Source organism: Bacillus cereus group sp. Bc061 (assembly GCF_027715825.1).
Taxonomy (GTDB): Bacteria; Bacillota; Bacilli; order Bacillales; family Bacillaceae_G; genus Bacillus_A; species Bacillus_A paranthracis.
Genome location: NZ_JAQFTZ010000002.1, coordinates 853,339 through 872,585, shown reverse-complemented (window position 1 = coordinate 872,585; position 19,247 = coordinate 853,339). Strand labels below are relative to the sequence as shown.

Genomic DNA, 19,247 nt, shown 5'->3' with positions numbered 1-19,247 from the left:
TTTTCGGAGGTGCAATATGCGTAAAACTAAAATTGTATGTACTATAGGTCCTGCTAGTGAAAGTATTGAAAAATTAGAGCAATTAATCGAAGCAGGTATGAACGTTGCTCGTTTAAACTTCTCTCATGGTAGCCATGAAGAGCACGGCGCTCGTATTAAAAACATTCGTGAAGCTTCAAAGAAAACTGGTAAAACAGTTGGTATCTTACTTGATACAAAAGGTCCAGAAATCCGTACTCACGACTTCGTAGACGGACAAGCTGAGCTTGTAACAGGTGCAGAAGTAGTTATTTCTACTGAGCAAGTATTAGGTACTGCAGAGAAGTTCTCTGTATCTTATGCTGGTCTTTATGACGATGTAAACCCAGGTTCTCGTATTCTAATCGATGACGGTCTTATCGAGCTAGAAGTAATCGAAAAAGCTGACGGAAACATCCGTACAAAAGTTCTTAACAGCGGAACTGTAAAAAATAAAAAAGGTGTTAACGTACCAAACGTAAGCATTAAGCTTCCTGGTATCACTGAAAAAGACGTAAAAGATATCATCTTCGGTATCGAGCAAAAAGTTGATTTCATCGCAGCTTCATTCGTACGTAAAGCAGCTGACGTATTAGAAATCCGTGAATTACTAGAAGAGCATAACGCTCAATACATCCAAATCGTACCAAAAATCGAAAACCAAGAGGGTATCGACAACATCGATTCAATCTTAGAGGTTTCTGACGGTTTAATGGTAGCTCGTGGTGATATGGGTGTAGAAATTCCACCAGAAGAAGTACCATTAGTACAAAAACGTCTAATCAAAAAATGTAACGTGTTAGGTAAACCAGTTATTACTGCAACACAAATGTTAGATTCTATGCAACGTAACCCACGTCCAACTCGTGCGGAAGCAAGTGACGTAGCTAACGCAATCTTCGATGGTACAGACGCAATCATGCTTTCAGGTGAAACAGCTGCTGGACAATACCCAGTAGAAGCAGTAACAATGATGGCTAACATTGCAGTACGTGTTGAAAAATCATTACAATATGAAGATATGTTCAAAAAACGTATTAAAGAGTTCACTCCAACAATTACAGATGCAATTAGCCAATCTGTTGCGCATACAGCACTTGCTCTTGATGTAGCTGCAATCGTAGCTCCAACAGAAAGTGGATATACTGCGAAAATGATCTCTAAATACCGTCCAAAATCTCCAATCGTAGCTGTAACATCTGACGAGCAAGTAGGACGTCGTCTTGCACTTGTTTGGGGTGTACAAGCATTTATGGCTGAGAAGCGTGCAGCTTCTACTGACGAAATGTTAGATACAGCGATTCAAACAGGTATGGATGCAGGTCTAATCGGACTTGGAGACACTGTAGTAATCACTGCTGGTGTTCCAGTTGCTGAAACTGGTACAACAAACTTAATGAAAATCCACGTTGTTGGTGAAGAGGTTGCTAAAGGACAAGGAATCGGTCGTAAAGCTGCAAAAGGTAAAGTAGTTGTAGCGAAAACAGCTGCTGAAGCTGTAGCAAACGTAAACGAAGGTGATATCCTTGTTACAACAAGCACTGATAAAGATATGATTCCTGCAATTGAAAAAGCTGCTGCTCTAGTTGTAGAAGAAGGCGGCCTAACAAGCCATGCGGCTGTTGTAGGTGTATCAATCGGTATTCCTGTTATCGTTGGTGTAAACGGCGTAACAGCAACTTTAAAAAATGGCCAAGAAGTAACAGTTGATGCAGCACGCGGAATTGTTTATAATGGACATGCGGAAGTGCTATAAGTAATACGGAGAGAAGGATCGGAGTCCTTCTCTTTTTTTTTACACAAAAAATGAGATAAAACTAGCTTGAGGCGTCTGAAATTGCTTTTAAAAGCTATTTATTATGAAATTTGATAGGAAAGTGCATTCGGATTTCATGTGGTGTATATGAGCGTTTTGAGGGCGTTAAAAGTGATGGTATATGAAAGGAGTGTAGAACTATGAAGTGGTTACTATTCTTGTTTATATTAATACCGGCTATTGAGATTACAGTCTTAATTGGATCGAGTCATGTAATAGGTTTGTGGTCTACGTTCGCTATGATCGTATTTACAGGCGTTGTAGGTGTGTATTTGGCGAAAAGACAAGGGTTTAAAGTACTTGGAGAGATTCAATCTAAGTTGAATAGAGGAGAAATGCCAGGAGCAGCGGTTTTAGATGGTATTTTTATCTTTGTAGGGGGTATTCTTTTAGTGCTTCCTGGATATGTAACGGATATAATGGGTTTTATCTTTGTTATTCCTGTGACGAGGGCTTTGTTGAAACCGTTTGTTATGAAGTGGATGGAATGGAAGTTTAGAAAGAACTCTACTATTATTGTGCAGAAATAGTACTTAGATCATAGCGATCTAAGTACTATTTTTTTTATCTGCAACAGGATGAGAGGGTGGTTAAAGTTCAGTTAACGAAAGATGTGTTTTAACATGCGGCGAACGTGACGGTTAATAATCGATGGGGATAGGATCCTTGTAGATTAAAGTTTTACCTTATTGTATTTGTTGTGTATTTTTTTCGATTTGAGGAGTTATTAGCTCTTAATCAGTGTGTTTAAAGTGGGAATCTGAACTTAAGATTGTTTTTGTATGTAAAAGAATGAATTGGAACGAAAAAAGTTAAATAAGAGCAGGGAAATGGTCAGTTTAAGTCTCATTCTGTGCTATTTTGTATATTTATTCATTTACATAAAAAGTAATAAATGTAAGTAATAATTATAAAATTAATAGAATAAATATGTAAAATCACCACGAAATATGCGTTTTTTATGCAAAAAAACAAGAGAATTATCTTTTTTGAGTGCAATTCTCTTGTTTTATGTAATGAGTATGAAAAATAAGTACAAGGAATAATCAGTGGGAATTTCCCACTGATTACATGTAAGTTTTTTGTTGTGTATGAATTAGAAACTATTATTTTGAAGGTGAGCCTTTAATATATTTCCACAAATCATGGAATACACGAGCTTTGTGCAATGTATTAAGTAGTACTAAGGTGACTGGACCGATGATTAATCCTAAGAAGCCAAAGAGCTTAAAGCCGACAAATAGAGCAATCAGTGTTGCTAATGGATCGAGGCCGATATTAGATGAAAGTACCTTTGGCTCCATAATTTGTCTTTGGACAATCACGACGATGTATAAAATGAGAAGACCGATGGCGAAAGCAGTGTCGCCAGTGAAAAATACGTATATAACCCAAGGAACGAAGACAGCCCCTGTTCCTAAATACGGGAGTAAATCTACAACCCCTGTAATAATCGCGATAGTAATGGCGTATGGTACGCGTAATATTAAAAGTCCGATTAGTACAATAACAGTTGTCATAGATACGAGTGTAAGTTGCGCTTTAACAAAACCGAATAAAGCTTTTCTTAAATCCACAAAAATAGTTTTTCCATAGCCATGAACACGGTTGGGTAAAAACTTTCTTACTTTCTGAGCAAGACGATGCCAATCGTAACTAATAAAGAAAGTGGCTAATAAAACGAATACAAGTACAGTTAAAGTGGTTGGTAGTGCACTAATGAAATTTGTTAACCCGCTTATAATGGCGGTTAAAAGTTCTTTCATTTGTGTCGTTGCTTCGGTTCCTAAGTTTTGGATGTTTTGTGTAATCGTATAGCGCTGTGGTTCCCCAAGATGATTAAATTTAGAGATTAAATCATCATAGAGAGGCATAATATGATTAAGTGCAAACTGCTGAGCGAATGCAACGATATCCGGAAATTTTACTGTAACAAGTTGTAGTAAGTATGTTGTGGCAGATATTGCTTCTGTTACAAGATATGTAACGAGTCCGACGATAGCTCCAAATACGAGAATTAAGCTAACGAGTACTGCGAGTGCGCGAGGAAATTGTAGTTTTTGATTAAGGAAATTGACGACAGGATTAATCAAATAAGCAAATGCGAAAGCGATAATAAAAGGGTAGATAAGCCCTGACATATATAGTAATGCATAGAACCCGGCTACCGTCGCTATAATGACAAGTACGAGTCGCAATATCATATATAGTAAGTTTCGATTCAAAGATGTATACCTCCCATTCCAATTTGGATTATCCTATTTCGTTCAACTTGTAACGAGTGTGCCCCACTGATTAAAGTTTCACTTTATGTTATAGTGGAATGATGGATTTTCCTGCTTTTTCAGTACGTGAGTGACTGTGAAAGCTTGGTGTTGATGCTTCTACTATATGGTAAAAACTTCATTTTCTCTTCTTTTTATTTTACCTGTTTCTAATTAGAAAAGAAAGGAGAGACGCCCGTTTTTTAAAATGTATACATGCTTACATTTGGATGGTGAAAGTCTCAGTTTGTCATTTTAAAATGCGTAAAAAAATGAAGTGATTCATGTTGAATAGGCATCGATATAGCATGTATAACGATAGGTTTAAAGGTATTTTTGTTTGGAAATGAGTTCATTATTTTCAGAAAGGAAGTGCAAACATGATTAGTCAGTCAACGTTATTTTTATTCATACTACTTATTATAGGACTTATTGCGAAAAACCAATCGCTTACTGTAGCTATTGGTGTGTTATTTCTATTAAAATTTACATTTCTAGGGGATAAAGTCTTTCCTTATCTACAAACGAAAGGGATTAACCTCGGTGTTACGGTTATTACAATAGCAGTACTCGTACCGATTGCGACGGGGGAAATAGGATTTAAGCAACTTGGAGAAGCAGCGAAATCGTATTATGCATGGATTGCTTTAGCTTCAGGGGTAGCAGTTGCTCTGTTAGCAAAAGGTGGCGTACAATTATTAACGACAGATCCTCATATTACAACTGCGCTCGTTTTCGGGACAATTATAGCAGTTGCTTTATTTAATGGGGTCGCTGTAGGTCCATTAATTGGGGCTGGAATTGCCTATGCAGTAATGAGTATTATACAGATGTTTAAATAAGGAATTTTATAGTAATATAAAATTTTTGAATTCTTTCTGTTCACAAAAGTCAGATAATTGTTTATAATAGGATTAGAAACTTTGAAAAGTTACATAACAGCAGAGACTTTACACCAGATAAAATAAAAACAACATAAAACAATTTTATAATGATATTGTTTTATGTTGTTTTTATCATAAAACTCTTCGGAATTCATTTTCCTCACTAACTTGTTGTTTTGAGCGTGAGGATTCGGGGAGACATTCACGCTCATGCTTTCCATGTAGACAATGGACAATAAGAGGGGAACATCGCAACAAATTTGCATGATCGTGCATTTTGCTTGCCTAAAGAGTGAACGGGCGTTCATAATTCAAAAGGGGAGCAAATAGATATAAGAAGCAAGGTTGGGAGAATTTTCAGGAAAAGGAGAGAATGTCATGACTGTTATTCGAGGTTTAGAAGGGGTAGTAGCAACAACATCATCTGTGAGCTCTATTATTGATGATACATTAACTTATGTTGGGTATAATATTGATGATTTAGCTGAGAATGCTACATTTGAAGAAGTAGTGTACTTATTATGGCATCGCAAGCTTCCTAACGAGCAAGAACTAGCGAAATTTAATGAGATTGTATCGGAATACTATAAAGTTCCAGGTGAGATTTTAGCATATTTGAAACAAGTAGATTTAAAAATCGCACATCCGATGTCTGTTTTACGAACTGCAATTTCCATGCTATCATTATACGATGAGAGCGCTGAAATTATGGATGAAAAGTCCAATTATTTGAAAGCGGTTAAATTACAGGCTCAAGTGGGTACTTTAGTTGCTGCTTACGCAAGAATCCGTAAAGGTTTAGATGTTGTTGAGCCTAGAAATGATTTATCATTAGCTGCAAACTTCTTGTACATGTTAAATGATCGCGAGCCAAATGAAGTTGAAATTGAAGCTTTTGATAAGGCGCTTGTACTTCACGCAGATCATGAGTTAAACGCTTCTACATTTACTGCACGCGTTTGTGTAGCTACACTTTCAGATGTATATTCTGGCATTACAGCAGCAATCGGTGCGTTAAAAGGTCCTCTTCACGGTGGGGCAAATGAAAATGTAATGAAGATGTTAACTGAAATTGGCGAAGAAGAAAATGTAGAATCATATATTCATAATGCTCTTCAAAATAAAGTGAAAATCATGGGCTTTGGCCACCGTGTATATGAGCAGGGTGATCCGCGTGCAAAACATTTACGCGAAATGTCTAAGAGATTATGCGTGCTTTTAGGAGAAGAGAAATGGTATAATATGTCTATCAAAATTGAAGACATTGTAACAAAAGAAAAAGGTCTTCCACCAAATGTTGATTTCTATTCAGCTTCTGTATACCATTGTTTAGGAATTGACCATGACTTATTTACACCTATTTTTGCAATTAGCCGTATGTCAGGCTGGTTAGCTCATATTCTAGAACAATATGAAAATAACCGTTTAATCCGTCCGCGTGCTGATTATAATGGACCAACACATCAAGTGTATGTTCCAATTGCACAACGATAAGCGAATAACACTATTTTGATAGTGAAAATACGCTTTCAAAAGTCTGATTTTTTCGGAAAGATGTAATGATTAGAATATTTTAATTTGACTAACGGTTTGAACTGAGGGGTTATTCCCTCAGTTTCATACATATGAAATTTCAAACATGGGGGTTATCACATTGACGACAGGTGAAAAAATTACTGTAACTAATGGTGTTATGAATGTACCAAACAATCCGATTATTCCATTTATCGAAGGAGATGGAATTGGTCCTGATATTTGGGCAGCTGCATCTCGTGTACTAGAAGCAGCAGTTGAAAAAGCTTATGATGGTGAGAAGAAAATCGTTTGGAAAGAAGTGCTTGCAGGGGAAAAAGCATTCAACCAAACAGGCGAGTGGTTACCAGAAGAAACTTTAAATTTAATTCGTGAATATTTAATCGCGATTAAAGGTCCACTTACAACTCCAGTTGGCGGTGGTATTCGTTCTCTAAACGTAGCACTTCGTCAAGAATTAGATTTATATGTATGTCTACGTCCAGTTCGTTATTTTGAAGGTGTTCCTTCACCTGTAAAACGTCCGGAAGATACTGATATGGTTATTTTCCGTGAAAATACAGAAGACATTTATGCTGGAATTGAATATGCGCAAGGATCTCCAGAAGCAGAAAAAGTTCTTGCTTTCTTAAAAGAAGCAATGGGTGTTAATAAAATCCGCTTCCCAGAAACATCTGGTATTGGTATTAAACCAATCTCAGAAGAAGGGACAAAGCGTCTTGTTCGTGCTGCAATTCAATATGCAATTAACGAAAAACGCTCTTCTGTTACATTAGTTCATAAAGGAAACATTATGAAATTTACAGAAGGTGCTTTCAAAAACTGGGGTTATGAAGTAGCGGAACAAGAATTCGGCGACAAAGTATTTACTTGGGCTGAATATGATCGTATCGTTGAGAAAGATGGTAAAGATGCAGCGAATAAAGCGATGGCAGACGCTGAAGTGGCTGGAAAAATCATCGTAAAAGATTCTATTGCAGACATCTTCTTACAACAAATTTTAACTCGTCCACGTGAGTTCGATGTTGTTGCAACAATGAACTTAAACGGAGACTACATCTCTGATGCACTTGCTGCACAAGTAGGTGGAATTGGTATTGCACCTGGTGCAAACATTAACTATGTAACTGGACATGCTATCTTTGAAGCTACGCACGGTACAGCTCCAAAATATGCAGGTTTAGATAAAGTAAACCCATCTTCAGTTCTTCTTTCTGGTGTATTATTATTAGAACACTTAGGATGGAACGAAGCTGCGAAATTAGTAACTGCTTCAGTTGAGAAAACAATTGCTTCAAAAGTAGTAACTTATGATTTCGCACGCTTAATGGAAGGTGCAACAGAAGTGAAATGTTCTGAGTTCGCTAATGAACTTATTAAAAACATGGATGTAGCGATAATCAAAAACGCATAATTAAAGTGGGGGGTAAATTATGACAATCAAACGCAAGAAAGTTTCAGTCATCGGTGCAGGATTTACAGGAGCAACAACAGCATTCTTATTAGCACAAAAAGAACTTGCAGATGTTGTATTAGTGGACATTCCACAGCTGGAAAATCCAACAAAAGGGAAAGCGTTAGATATGTTAGAAGCGAGCCCAGTACAAGGTTTTGATGCTAACATTATTGGAACATCTGATTACGCAGATACTGCTGATTCTGACGTTGTTGTGATTACAGCAGGTATTGCGCGTAAGCCTGGTATGAGCCGTGATGATTTAGTAGCAACAAACTCCAAAATTATGAAAAGTATTACGCGCGACATTGCAAAACATTCACCAAATGCAATTATTGTTGTGTTAACAAATCCAGTTGATGCAATGACATATTCTGTATTTAAAGAAGCTGGATTCCCGAAAGAGCGTGTTATCGGTCAATCGGGCGTATTAGATACAGCTCGTTTCCGTACATTCATCGCACAAGAATTAAATCTTTCTGTGAAAGACATTACAGGATTTGTTCTTGGTGGACACGGTGACGATATGGTACCTCTTGTACGTTATTCTTATGCAGGTGGCATTCCGTTAGAAACGTTAATTCCGAAAGAGCGTTTAGAAGCAATCGTAGAACGTACCCGTAAAGGTGGCGGCGAGATTGTAGGCTTATTAGGAAACGGTAGTGCATATTACGCACCAGCTGCTTCTTTAGTTGAAATGACAGAAGCAATCTTAAAAGATCAACGCCGTGTATTACCGGCTATTGCGTACCTTGAAGGTGAATACGGTTATAGTGACCTTTACTTAGGGGTACCAGTAATTCTAGGTGGTAACGGAATTGAAAAAATTATTGAATTAGAACTTCTTGCAGATGAAAAAGAAGCGTTAGATCGCTCTGTAGAATCTGTACGTAATGTTATGAAGGTTCTTGTTTAATCATTAAATATAAGTAGAAAAAGATTCGGGGCCCCGAATCTTTTTCTACTATTTATACAAATGTTTTTTTGAAATAACATGAAAACGCTATCATTTGTAATATCCTATAATGAAACTGTAGATTTATACTATACATTGCCCTCATCATAGTAAATGTCGGATCAAGTATCGCTTTTAGTAGGATAATAAGGTGAAAAAATCGGAGGGGGTTGTAACATGTTAAAGAAAAAAGTTCAAATTGGTCGTAAAATGGATGAAATTACAGTAGGAGAGAAATTATCTATCACTGAAAAAATTGAGGATAAAGATTTGTTATTGTACTTAGGGTTAACGAATGATGCCAATCCATTATATATTCAGCATGATTACGCATCCCAAACTCCGTATGAAAAGCCGATTGTACCAAGCATTATGCTAACTGGAATGATTACAACGGCAGTTACGAAATATTTACCAGGTCCAGGTAGTCATATTACGAGAAAGGACCTTACGTTCGTGAAGCATGTTCACCATTATGAAACGTTACAAATCCACTTTGAAGTTGTGGCTGTTTCTGAGGAGGAACATACAATTGATATGCTTGTATCTGCTCATGATGAAAAAGGGGATACTGTTGTGAAAGGCTCATTAACAGTAACACCACCTTACAAATCAGTCTCTATTATGGAAAAAGCATTAGATAATTTTTAAAACATGAAAATGTGAATAGCGCTAGCATGCCTTTCATAAGGGGGCTAGCGCTATTTTTAGTTGAAGAATCCCTCTTTGAACCCTTCAGCAAAATCTGAACACCCCGTTTTAATCGTATCCCAGCTCGGTACGTTAAAAGTAAGGAAACATGTTACTAATAAAGTTAAAATAGATAGTAATATTCGCATAATAGCTCCTTTATTGCATTTATTAATATATTAAAATTAATAATATATTAATTGGTAATTAAAGTCAATTAAAGGGTTTTTTTAAGATGAAGTGGAAGAGAGAAGACGTTATCTTTGAAACGATAAGAGAAGCTGAAGTATGGGCGGACGGGGTTGCGAATGAAATGTATGGAAGACTATTTGATGGATATGAAACGCTAGATTATAAAATAGCGTACGCTGTATCTTTTTCTTAGCGCAAAGTCGAGAATATCATATCCATACGAGTATTGAATTGAATAAAGATATAGAAGTGTATAAAGTATGGATCACTACAAGTTAATTGCGCAATCCGAATCCATGAATAGACAATTATATTGAGAGGGACCTTGTTTTCTAGTATGATGAGAATAACGGGGAAAATACTAGGATGAAGAAGGTTTCAAGTCTATAACTTGGAGGAAAAGAATGAACAATCGTATTTTAGTAGTTGATGATGAGGAGTTTATCTTAACTTTAATCGAATTTAATTTACAACAAGCTGGTTTTGAAGTGATAACAGCGATGGATGGAGAAATGGCGCTTCAAAAAGCGACAACAGAACGTCCAGATTTAATTATATTAGATTTAATGCTTCCAAAAATGGATGGTATGGAAGTATGTAAAGAATTACGATTGCAGCGCGTTATGACGCCAATTTTAATGTTAACAGCAAAAGATGATGAGTTCGATAAGGTGCTAGGTCTTGAACTTGGGGCGGATGATTATATGACGAAGCCATTTAGCCCAAGGGAAGTTGTTGCGCGTGTGAAGGCAATTTTACGCCGCACGAAATTACAACAAGAAGAGCAAGTTACAGAATCGTCAGATGAAGAGAGCATTACAATTGCTGAACTTAAAATTTTACCGGAGTTTTATGAGGCTTATTTCCAAGGAAGAAAGCTTGAATTAACACCAAAAGAATTTGAACTACTTGTTTATCTTGCGAAAAATAAAAGTCGCGTATTAACGCGTGATCAATTATTAAGTGCTGTATGGAATTATGATTTCGCTGGTGATACACGAATTGTTGACGTTCATATTAGCCATTTGCGCGATAAAATTGAACAAAATACGAAAAAACCGACGTACATTAAAACGATACGTGGTTTAGGATATAAATTAGAGGAGCCAAAAGGGGATGAATAAATTTCGTTCCAGGCTTCTTTTTACATTTGTTTCTCTTATTGTTTTTATTTTAGTCGGACTCGGTTTATTGCTGGAAACCGTGTTTGAAAACTATTATATAGATCATGCGAAAGAGAGAATGGTAAAAGAGACAGAGTATGTTGCGGTATTAGCAGAAGAACAAGGTTTTGATGATGTTTTTAAAAATCCATATATATTTAAAAAGCTAGAAGAAAAAATTCAGGCTTCTATTGCCTTTGTAGATGAGAAAAAGAAAGTTCAATATAGCGGGGGAGAACCGTCTGCTTTTAGCCAAGGGATAATAAAAGAACTTTCCTCTGAAACAACGAAACAAAGAAATAAAGTCATTACGAAAGAAACAGATCAAAATAATGAATTTTACCATGCGGTGTTCGTGCAAGATGTAGCAGGGAAACAAGGATACATTTTTGTGAAGAGCACAATTGAGCCTTTGAAAGACGTTCATCAAAAAACGTGGGGATTATTAATTATCGGATTTGTTATTGCGTGTCTTGTAGTCGTATTTTTAGGTATGAAAATTACAGGGCAATATATTAGGCCGATTGAGTCCGTTACGAAAGTTGCCATCGAATTAGCGAAGGGTAATTATAAAGCACGCGCTTATGAAAGTCATTCGGATGAAACGGGAATGTTAAGTAAAGCGATTAATATTTTAGCTCGTAATTTACAAGAGATGACACTTGAGCAAGAAATGCAACAAGATCGTCTGCATACGTTAATTGAAAATATGGGAAGCGGAATGATTTTAATTGATAGCCGCGGTTATATCAACCTTGTAAACCGTTCGTATAAGGAAACTTTCCACGTCACAGATGAAGAATATTTAGATCGTTTATATTATGAGTCGTTTCATCATCCGGAAATTATAGAGCTTGTGGAAGAAATCTTTATGACAGAAGTGAAAGTGCGCAAACAAATGTTATTGCCACTTGGAATTGAGCGAAAGCATTTCGAGGTATATGGAGCACCGATTATCGGGACGAACCATGAATGGAAAGGGATTGTCCTTGTATTCCATGACATTACTGAGCTGAAAAAGTTAGAACAAATGAGAAAAGACTTTTTAGCGAATGTTTCTCATGAACTAAAAACGCCGATTACTTCTATTAAAGGTTTTTCAGAAACACTTTTAGACGGTGCTATGGATAATAAAAAATTCTGCGAGCATTTCTTGCATATTATTTTAAAAGAAAGTGAACGTATGCAAGGATTAATTGAAGATTTATTAGATTTATCAAAGATTGAGCAACAAGGATTTAAATTGAATATGGGTACCGTTGATATGAAGGGACTTCTTGAAGATATTCATATGGTGCTTGATAATAAAGCGGGAGAAAAAGAAATCTCTTTACAAGTAAATGCATTAAAACGTGTCTCTGTCATTGGAGATCCAAGTCGTTTGCAGCAAATCTTTATTAATTTAATGAATAACGCAATCGTATATACACCGGCTGGAGGCGTTGTTTCTGTAGAATTAGCAGAAGATAAATATAATGCTTATATAAAAGTGTCGGATACTGGAATTGGTATTAGTAAAGATGAAATTCCGCGTATTTTTGAACGCTTTTACCGAGTGGATAAAGCGAGAAGTAGAAATACTGGTGGTACAGGCCTTGGGTTATCGATTGTAAAGCATTTAGTTGAGGCCCATCACGGTACGATTACAGTGGATAGTGAAGTAGGAGAAGGGACAACCTTTACAGTTGTTTTACCAAAATCAGCAACTGAAAAATAGGATGAAGGATGTTTACAATATATTAACAATGGCTTAATTAAATATTAATAAAGCTCTGTTAATATAATACATGAAAACCCCTTCATCCAAGGAGTAATTTTGGACGAGAATAGTTAAGCTGTTCTCGTCACTTCCCTTTATGCCAATATCAGTCTGTTTTATATATGAAAGAAAATAACCGTTATTTTTCTTCTCTCTATTAGTCATGTTAATATAGAGAGAGGAAAGAAACGGTTTTTTTCTGTGAAAAAAATCATTTCAAATTTGTATGGGGAGGTTTCTGATTTGGAAAAAAAGGTCGTATTAGTAGATGGTAATAATATCGCGTATCGTGCTTTCTTTGCACTACCGCTTTTAAATAACGACAAAGGTATACATACGAACGCAATTTACGGTTTTACAATGATGTTAATGAGAATATTAGAGGAAGAAAAACCGACGCATATGTTAGTAGCATTTGATGCTGGGAAAACGACATTCCGTCATAAAACATATAGTGAGTATAAAGGAGGACGTCAAAAGACTCCGCCTGAGTTATCAGAGCAATTCCCATTTATTCGTGAGATGCTTGATGCATTCAATGTACCGCGTTATGAATTAGAAAATTATGAAGCGGATGACATTATGGGAACGCTAGCGAAAGAAGCGAGTGAACAAGGAGCTAGTGTAAAAGTTATTTCAGGAGATAAAGATTTACTTCAACTTGTTTCTGATAACACGCTTGTATGCATTCCTAGAAAAGGGATTACGGAAGTAGATGAATATACGAAAGAAGCTTTATTTGAGAAATACAGTTTATCACCGAAGCAAATTATCGATATGAAAGGTTTAATGGGAGACCAATCAGATAATATTCCAGGTGTACCAGGAGTTGGTGAAAAAACTGCGATTAAATTGTTAACACAGTTTGGAACGGTTGAAGAAGTGTATGAAAATATAGATCAAGTAAGCGGGAAGAAATTAAAAGAAAAGCTGGAAGCAAATAAAGACCAAGCTCTTATGAGTAAAGATCTTGCAACCATTATTACAGACGCACCGATTACTGTGCATGTGGATGATATGGAGTATAAAGGATATGAGCCAAGTGATGTCATTCCAATGTTCGAGAATTTAGGATTCACATCTCTTTTAAATAAATTAGGTGTTACGCCAGAAGAAACGGCTCCAGCTGAATTAGATGATATTACATTTGATATTGTAGAAGAAGTTACAGAAGAAATGCTTCAGCAAGATAGTGCGCTTATCGTTGAAGTACAAGAAGATAATTATCATAAAGCAGATATTCAAGGTTTCGGTATTCAAAATGAAAACGGATGTTACTTTATTCAGACAGACATTGCACTTAAGTCAGATGCTTTTAAAGAGTGGCTTGCAGATGGAGAAATGAGAAAGTATACATTTGATGCGAAGCGTGCGATCGTTGCACTGAAATGGAACGGTATAGATATGCAAGGGATTGACTTTGATCTATTAATTGCTGCTTACTTACTTGACCCAGCTGATACAGATAAAGATTTCCGTACTGTAGCGAAAATGAAAGAAACGCATGCTGTGAAATCTGATGAAGAAGTTTACGGAAAAGGTGCGAAGCGTGCTGTTCCAGAGCTAGAGATAGTAGCGGAGCATGTAGCTCGTAAAGTGCATGTATTATATGATGTGAAGCAAACATTCGTTGAAGAGTTAGAAAAGAATGAGCAATATGAACTGTTTACAGAGTTAGAATTACCACTTGCACGTGTATTAGCTGATATGGAAGTAAAAGGTGTAAAAGTTGATACAGAACGTCTTCGTAATATGGGAGAAGAACTTGCAGGTAGATTAAAGGAAATGGAACAGGAAATTTATAAGCTGGCGGGAACAGAATTTAATATTAATTCACCGAAGCAGCTTGGTGTTATTCTGTTTGAGAATTTAAACTTACCGGTTATTAAGAAGACGAAAACAGGATATTCTACGTCAGCTGATGTACTAGACAAGCTGATGGATCACCATGAAATTATTCCAAACATTTTACATTACCGTCAATTAGGGAAACTAAATTCAACTTATATTGAAGGTTTATTAAAAGTTGTACATGAAGATTCATCTAAAATCCATACTCGTTTCAATCAAGTATTAACGCAAACGGGCCGATTAAGTTCAACGGATCCAAACTTACAAAATATCCCGATTCGATTAGAAGAAGGAAGAAAGATTCGTCAGGCATTCGTTCCATCAGAAGAAGGATGGATTATGTACGCAGCGGATTATTCACAAATTGAACTTCGTGTATTAGCTCATATTGCAAATGATAAAGGGCTAGTCGACGCGTTCCAACATGACATGGATATTCATACGAAAACAGCTATGGATGTATTTGGCGTTGAAAAAGATGAAGTAACTTCAAATATGAGACGACAAGCGAAAGCTGTTAACTTCGGAATTGTGTATGGTATTAGTGATTATGGTCTTTCACAAAACTTAGGAATTACAAGAAAAGCAGCAGCGGAATTTATTGAAAAGTATTTAGAAAGTTTCCCTGGTGTACAAGAATACATGGATGACATCGTAAAAGATGCGAAACAAAAAGGATATGTAGCTACATTATTAAATCGCCGCCGTTACATTCCGGAAATTACGAGTCGTAATTTTAACTTGCGTAGCTTTGCTGAGCGTACAGCTATGAATACACCAATTCAAGGTACTGCAGCAGATATTATTAAAAAAGCGATGATTATTATGGCAGATCGTTTAGAAGAAGAAGGATTACAAGCGCGTCTTCTATTGCAAGTACACGATGAATTAATATTTGAAGCACCAAAAGAAGAAATTGAAAAATTAGAGAAGCTTGTACCAGAAGTAATGGAGCATGCAATTGAACTCGCAGTTCCGTTGAAAGTTGATTATTCTTACGGTCCAACTTGGTACGACGCAAAATAAGGAAGTGATGAAATGCCTGAATTACCAGAGGTTGAAAACGTCAGACGGACACTTGAAAATCTTGTAACAGGAAAAACGATTGAAGATGTTATTGTTACTTATCCGAAAATCGTAAAACGACCGGATGATGCAGAAATCTTTAAAGAAATGCTAAAAGGCGAGACGATTGAAAATATAAAGCGAAGAGGAAAGTTTTTGCTTTTATATGTAACAAATTATGTCATTGTTTCACATTTGCGTATGGAAGGTAAGTTTTTACTGCATCAAGAGGATGAGCCAATTGATAAGCATACGCACGTCCGTTTCTTATTTACAGATGGAACTGAATTACATTATAAAGATGTGAGAAAGTTTGGTACGATGCATCTCTTTAAAAAAGGTGAGGAAATGAATCAAATGCCTCTTGCTGACTTAGGTCCGGAGCCATTTGATGCTGAATTGACACCACAGTATTTACAAGAGAGATTGCAAAAGACAAATCGTAAAATAAAAGTTGTATTATTAGACCAGCGCCTTTTGGTAGGACTTGGAAATATATATGTAGATGAAGTTTTATTCCGTTCTCAAATTCATCCAGAACGAGAAGCGTCGTCTTTAACAGTAGAAGAAATTGAGCGAATTTATGAGGCGACTGTTACAACGTTAGGTGAAGCAGTGAAGCGTGGCGGAAGTACAATTCGAACGTATATCAACTCACAAGGGCAAATTGGTTCGTTCCAAGAACTGCTAAATGTATATGGAAAAAAAGGAGAACCGTGTGTGACTTGCGGTACGATATTAGAAAAAACAGTTGTTGGCGGAAGAGGAACGCATTATTGCCCGATTTGTCAGCCAAGAATATAGAAAAGAGATAACATCGGATAGGCATTTGTCATATACATACAGCAGAGCTATGTATAAGGGAGGAGCTTACCGATGTACCTTTATTTATCTCTTATTTTATTAGCTTTTACATTAAGCTTAGATAGCTGTAGTGTAGGGCTAACATATGGTTTAAGAAGCGTAAGAATTCCACTAAGATCAATTGTAATTATCGGGATGTGTTCAGCGGCTGTTATGCTTGTTTCAATGGGAATTGGACATATGATCGCGAAAGTATTTTCACCTGTTATCGCAACGCGTATCGGTGGGCTTGTTCTTATTGGAATAGGGATTTGGGTATTATACCAATTTTTTCGAAGTGAGAAAAAAGAAGAACCGAAGCAAGAGGAGAAGGTATGGAAATTAGAGATTGCCTCGCTTGGGTTAGTCATTCAAATTTTACGGAAACCGACTGTAGCAGATTTCGATAAATCAGGCACCATTTCTGCAGGAGAAGCGTTACTTCTTGGTATCGCTCTTTCTGTAGATTCATTTGGTGCTGGAATTGGTGCATCTTTATTAGGGTATGCACCTGCTATGATGGCGATATTAGTTGCAGTGATGAGTTCTTTGTTTTTATTTATTGGAATGAAACTTGGAACGGTTTTATCAAATATGAAATGGTTGCAAAAATTTACATTCCTGCCTGGGGTATTACTCATTATTATTGGAATTTGGAAAATGTAAGTACGGGCGTGGAACATTAGTTTCGCGCCTTTTATTATGAGGAGGATTATATGATGACAGTAGTAATTGGATTAACGGGAGGTATTGCAAGCGGAAAAAGTACAGTATCTCAAATGTTTCGCGAGCTAAATATACCAGTTATTGATGCAGATATTATTGCGCGAGAAGTTGTAGAACGAGGAAAGCCAGCATATAACAAAATTGTAGAAGTGTTTGGAACAGAAGTATTACAAGAAGATGGAGAACTAGATCGTCCAAAACTAGGAAGTGTCGTTTTCTATAATGAAGAGAAACGATTGCAGTTAAACAAAATTGTTCATCCTGCAGTGCGTGAGGAAATGAATAGGCAAAAGGAAATGTACATAAAAGAAGGTATGCAAGCGGTTGTGTTAGATATTCCTCTCTTATTTGAAAGTAAATTAACAAATCTCGTTGACCGCGTTTTAGTTGTAGCAGTTAAGCCACATACGCAATTAGAACGTTTAATGAAGCGAAATAATTTTTCAGAAGAAGAAGCAACAGCTCGTATTCAATCTCAAATGCCGTTAGAAGAAAAAGTGAAACATGCAGATGAAGTGATAAATAATGATGGCACAATTATGGGAACGAAAACACAATTACAGGGGATTTTAAAGAAATGGAACATTATTGACTAAAAAATTGTGAAATTAATGAAAATGCTTAGTGACATATCCCCTTTTTGTGTTATACTATTATTGGGATTGGAGATAAATAGTATAACGCATTCAAGGGGGATAACATATTATGACTCGTGTGGCAATTAATGGATTTGGACGTATTGGGAGAATGGTATTTCGTCAGGCAATAAAAGAAAGCGCATTCGAAATTGTAGCAATCAATGCAAGCTATCCATCTGAAACGTTAGCACATTTAATTAAATATGATACAGTTCACGGCAAGTTTGACGGAACAGTAGAAGCATTTGAAGATCACTTATTAGTTGATGGGAAAATGATTCGCCTTTTAAACAACCGCGATCCAAAGGAATTGCCTTGGACAGATTTAGGTGTTGAAGTTGTAATTGAAGCAACTGGTAAATTTAATTCAAAAGAAAAAGCAATTCTTCACGTTGAAGCTGGAGCGAAAAAAGTTATTTTAACAGCGCCTGGTAAAAATGAAGATGTAACAATTGTAGTAGGTGTGAACGAAGACCAATTAGATATTACAAAACATACTGTTATTTCAAATGCATCTTGTACAACAAACTGTTTAGCACCTGTTGTGAAGGTGTTAGATGAGCAGTTTGGAATTGAAAACGGTTTAATGACGACAGTTCACGCTTATACAAATGACCAAAAAAATATTGATAACCCACATAAAGATTTAAGAAGAGCACGTGCTTGCGGACAATCAATTATTCCGACAACGACAGGTGCTGCGAAAGCGCTAGCAAAAGTTCTTCCGCATTTAAATGGAAAACTTCACGGTATGGCACTTCGTGTACCAACACCAAACGTGTCTCTTGTTGACTTAGTAGTAGATGTAAAACGTGATGTGACAGTTGAAGCTATTAACGATGCATTCAAAACTGTTGCAAACGGTGCGTTAAAAGGCATTGTAGAATTCAGCGAAGAGCCTTTAGTATCTATTGACTTTAATACAAATACACACTCAGCTATCATCGATGGTTTATCTACAATGGTAATGGGTGATCGTAAAGTGAAAGTGCTGGCTTGGTATGATAACGAGTGGGGCTACTCTCGTCGTGTTGTAGATCTTGTAACGTTAGTTGTTGACGAATTAGCGAAGCAAGAAAATGTGCAACATATTTAAGTGAATAAGGGAGAGGGCAAGTGGAAGATTTGCCCTCTTTTTTTTATTTTTTTCTGAAAAGGAAAAAAATTATAGGAGTATATTTTTGAAAGTGGACATACCACGAAACGTTGGGGTTACTGTATTTGTGAATCATTTATTTTTTTTAGGGAAAAGTAAAGAGGAAAATATGACAGAAAATCGAAAAAACTGTTGTTGCAAAATGAAAATAAACAAAGTATACTAACACTCGTAAACTTAAGAGCTGAGGTACGTAGTCACTACTTAAAGGGTTAGGACCTCTCTGGACTAACTTTCC

General features: G+C 36.4%; 16 protein-coding genes and 1 pseudogene. 15 read left to right on the top strand and 2 right to left on the bottom strand.

The annotated features are described in order from the left end of the window. Positions 1 to 16: 16 nt before the first annotated feature. Positions 17 to 1,774 carry a pyruvate kinase gene (gene pyk, locus PDQ40_RS13835; RefSeq protein ID WP_001232661.1) on the top strand — a complete coding sequence of 586 codons (1,758 nt, stop codon included), beginning with the start codon at positions 17 to 19 and terminating at the stop codon, positions 1,772 to 1,774. A gap of 200 nt (positions 1,775 to 1,974) precedes the next feature. Further along, positions 1,975 to 2,364 carry an FxsA family protein gene (locus tag PDQ40_RS13830; RefSeq protein WP_000871627.1) on the top strand — a complete coding sequence of 130 codons (390 nt, stop codon included), beginning with the start codon at positions 1,975 to 1,977 and terminating at the stop codon, positions 2,362 to 2,364. Positions 2,365 to 2,940: 576 nt separating this feature from the next. Here the strand turns inward: PDQ40_RS13830 and ytvI are convergent. Beyond that, positions 2,941 to 4,059 (bottom strand): sporulation integral membrane protein YtvI, encoded by a 1,119-nt coding sequence (gene ytvI, locus PDQ40_RS13825; RefSeq protein ID WP_270691458.1) that lies wholly within the window; start codon positions 4,057 to 4,059, stop codon positions 2,941 to 2,943. A 419-nt stretch (positions 4,060 to 4,478) separates the two neighbouring features. Here ytvI and PDQ40_RS13820 point away from each other — a divergent pair, with 419 nt between their 5' ends. From PDQ40_RS13820 to PDQ40_RS13800, 5 genes are all read left to right on the top strand, one after another. Further along, positions 4,479 to 4,940, top strand: coding sequence for a DUF441 domain-containing protein (locus PDQ40_RS13820; RefSeq protein WP_000625507.1), 462 nt, complete (start codon positions 4,479 to 4,481; stop codon positions 4,938 to 4,940). A 387-nt stretch (positions 4,941 to 5,327) separates the two neighbouring features. Beyond that, the gene (gene citZ / locus PDQ40_RS13815) at positions 5,328 to 6,476 is read left to right on the top strand and encodes a citrate synthase (protein ID WP_000503660.1); all 1,149 of its coding nucleotides are present in this window, start codon (positions 5,328 to 5,330) and stop codon (positions 6,474 to 6,476) included. A gap of 160 nt (positions 6,477 to 6,636) precedes the next feature. Beyond that, entirely contained in the window at positions 6,637 to 7,929 is a 1,293-nt protein-coding gene (gene icd / locus PDQ40_RS13810; protein ID WP_000206898.1) for an NADP-dependent isocitrate dehydrogenase, read from the top strand. Between the two features lie 19 nt (positions 7,930 to 7,948). Beyond that, on the top strand, positions 7,949 to 8,887 hold the full coding sequence (gene mdh / locus PDQ40_RS13805) for a malate dehydrogenase (RefSeq protein WP_000153232.1): 939 nt from the start codon (positions 7,949 to 7,951) through the stop codon (positions 8,885 to 8,887). Between the two features lie 216 nt (positions 8,888 to 9,103). Further along, complete coding sequence (locus PDQ40_RS13800) at positions 9,104 to 9,577, top strand: MaoC family dehydratase (RefSeq protein WP_000914178.1); 474 nt, start codon at positions 9,104 to 9,106, stop codon at positions 9,575 to 9,577. A gap of 56 nt (positions 9,578 to 9,633) precedes the next feature. Here the strand turns inward: PDQ40_RS13800 and PDQ40_RS13795 are convergent, their stop codons facing one another. Next, the gene (locus PDQ40_RS13795) at positions 9,634 to 9,765 is read right to left on the bottom strand and encodes a hypothetical protein (protein ID WP_002022497.1); all 132 of its coding nucleotides are present in this window, start codon (positions 9,763 to 9,765) and stop codon (positions 9,634 to 9,636) included. Positions 9,766 to 9,851: 86 nt separating this feature from the next. Between PDQ40_RS13795 and PDQ40_RS13790 the strand changes: the two are divergent. The 8 genes and pseudogenes from PDQ40_RS13790 (at position 9,852) to PDQ40_RS13755 (ending at position 18,949) form a co-directional block, all read left to right on the top strand. Beyond that, positions 9,852 to 10,087 (top strand): annotated as a pseudogene (locus PDQ40_RS13790) (hypothetical protein). A gap of 125 nt (positions 10,088 to 10,212) precedes the next feature. Continuing rightward, positions 10,213 to 10,932 carry a two-component system response regulator PhoP gene (gene phoP, locus PDQ40_RS13785; RefSeq protein WP_001065225.1) on the top strand — a complete coding sequence of 240 codons (720 nt, stop codon included), beginning with the start codon at positions 10,213 to 10,215 and terminating at the stop codon, positions 10,930 to 10,932. After that, on the top strand, positions 10,925 to 12,688 hold the full coding sequence (phoR, locus tag PDQ40_RS13780; RefSeq protein WP_001032111.1) for a sensory box histidine kinase PhoR: 1,764 nt from the start codon (positions 10,925 to 10,927) through the stop codon (positions 12,686 to 12,688). The genes phoP and phoR overlap by 8 nt, the downstream gene beginning before the upstream one ends. Before the next feature lie 285 nt (positions 12,689 to 12,973). Continuing rightward, positions 12,974 to 15,607, top strand: a complete 2,634-nt coding sequence (polA, locus tag PDQ40_RS13775; protein WP_000412813.1) for a DNA polymerase I — start codon at positions 12,974 to 12,976, stop codon at positions 15,605 to 15,607. 12 nt (positions 15,608 to 15,619) lie between these two features. After that, entirely contained in the window at positions 15,620 to 16,450 is an 831-nt protein-coding gene (mutM, locus tag PDQ40_RS13770) for a DNA-formamidopyrimidine glycosylase (protein WP_001114483.1), read from the top strand. A gap of 72 nt (positions 16,451 to 16,522) precedes the next feature. Further along, the gene (gene ytaF, locus PDQ40_RS13765) at positions 16,523 to 17,155 is read left to right on the top strand and encodes a sporulation membrane protein YtaF (protein WP_000281751.1); all 633 of its coding nucleotides are present in this window, start codon (positions 16,523 to 16,525) and stop codon (positions 17,153 to 17,155) included. 53 nt (positions 17,156 to 17,208) lie between these two features. Beyond that, positions 17,209 to 17,811, top strand: a complete 603-nt coding sequence (gene coaE, locus PDQ40_RS13760; protein ID WP_270691457.1) for a dephospho-CoA kinase — start codon at positions 17,209 to 17,211, stop codon at positions 17,809 to 17,811. Positions 17,812 to 17,920: 109 nt separating this feature from the next. After that, entirely contained in the window at positions 17,921 to 18,949 is a 1,029-nt protein-coding gene (locus tag PDQ40_RS13755; RefSeq protein ID WP_000198972.1) for a glyceraldehyde-3-phosphate dehydrogenase, read from the top strand. The last annotated feature ends 298 nt before the right edge of the window (positions 18,950 to 19,247 follow it).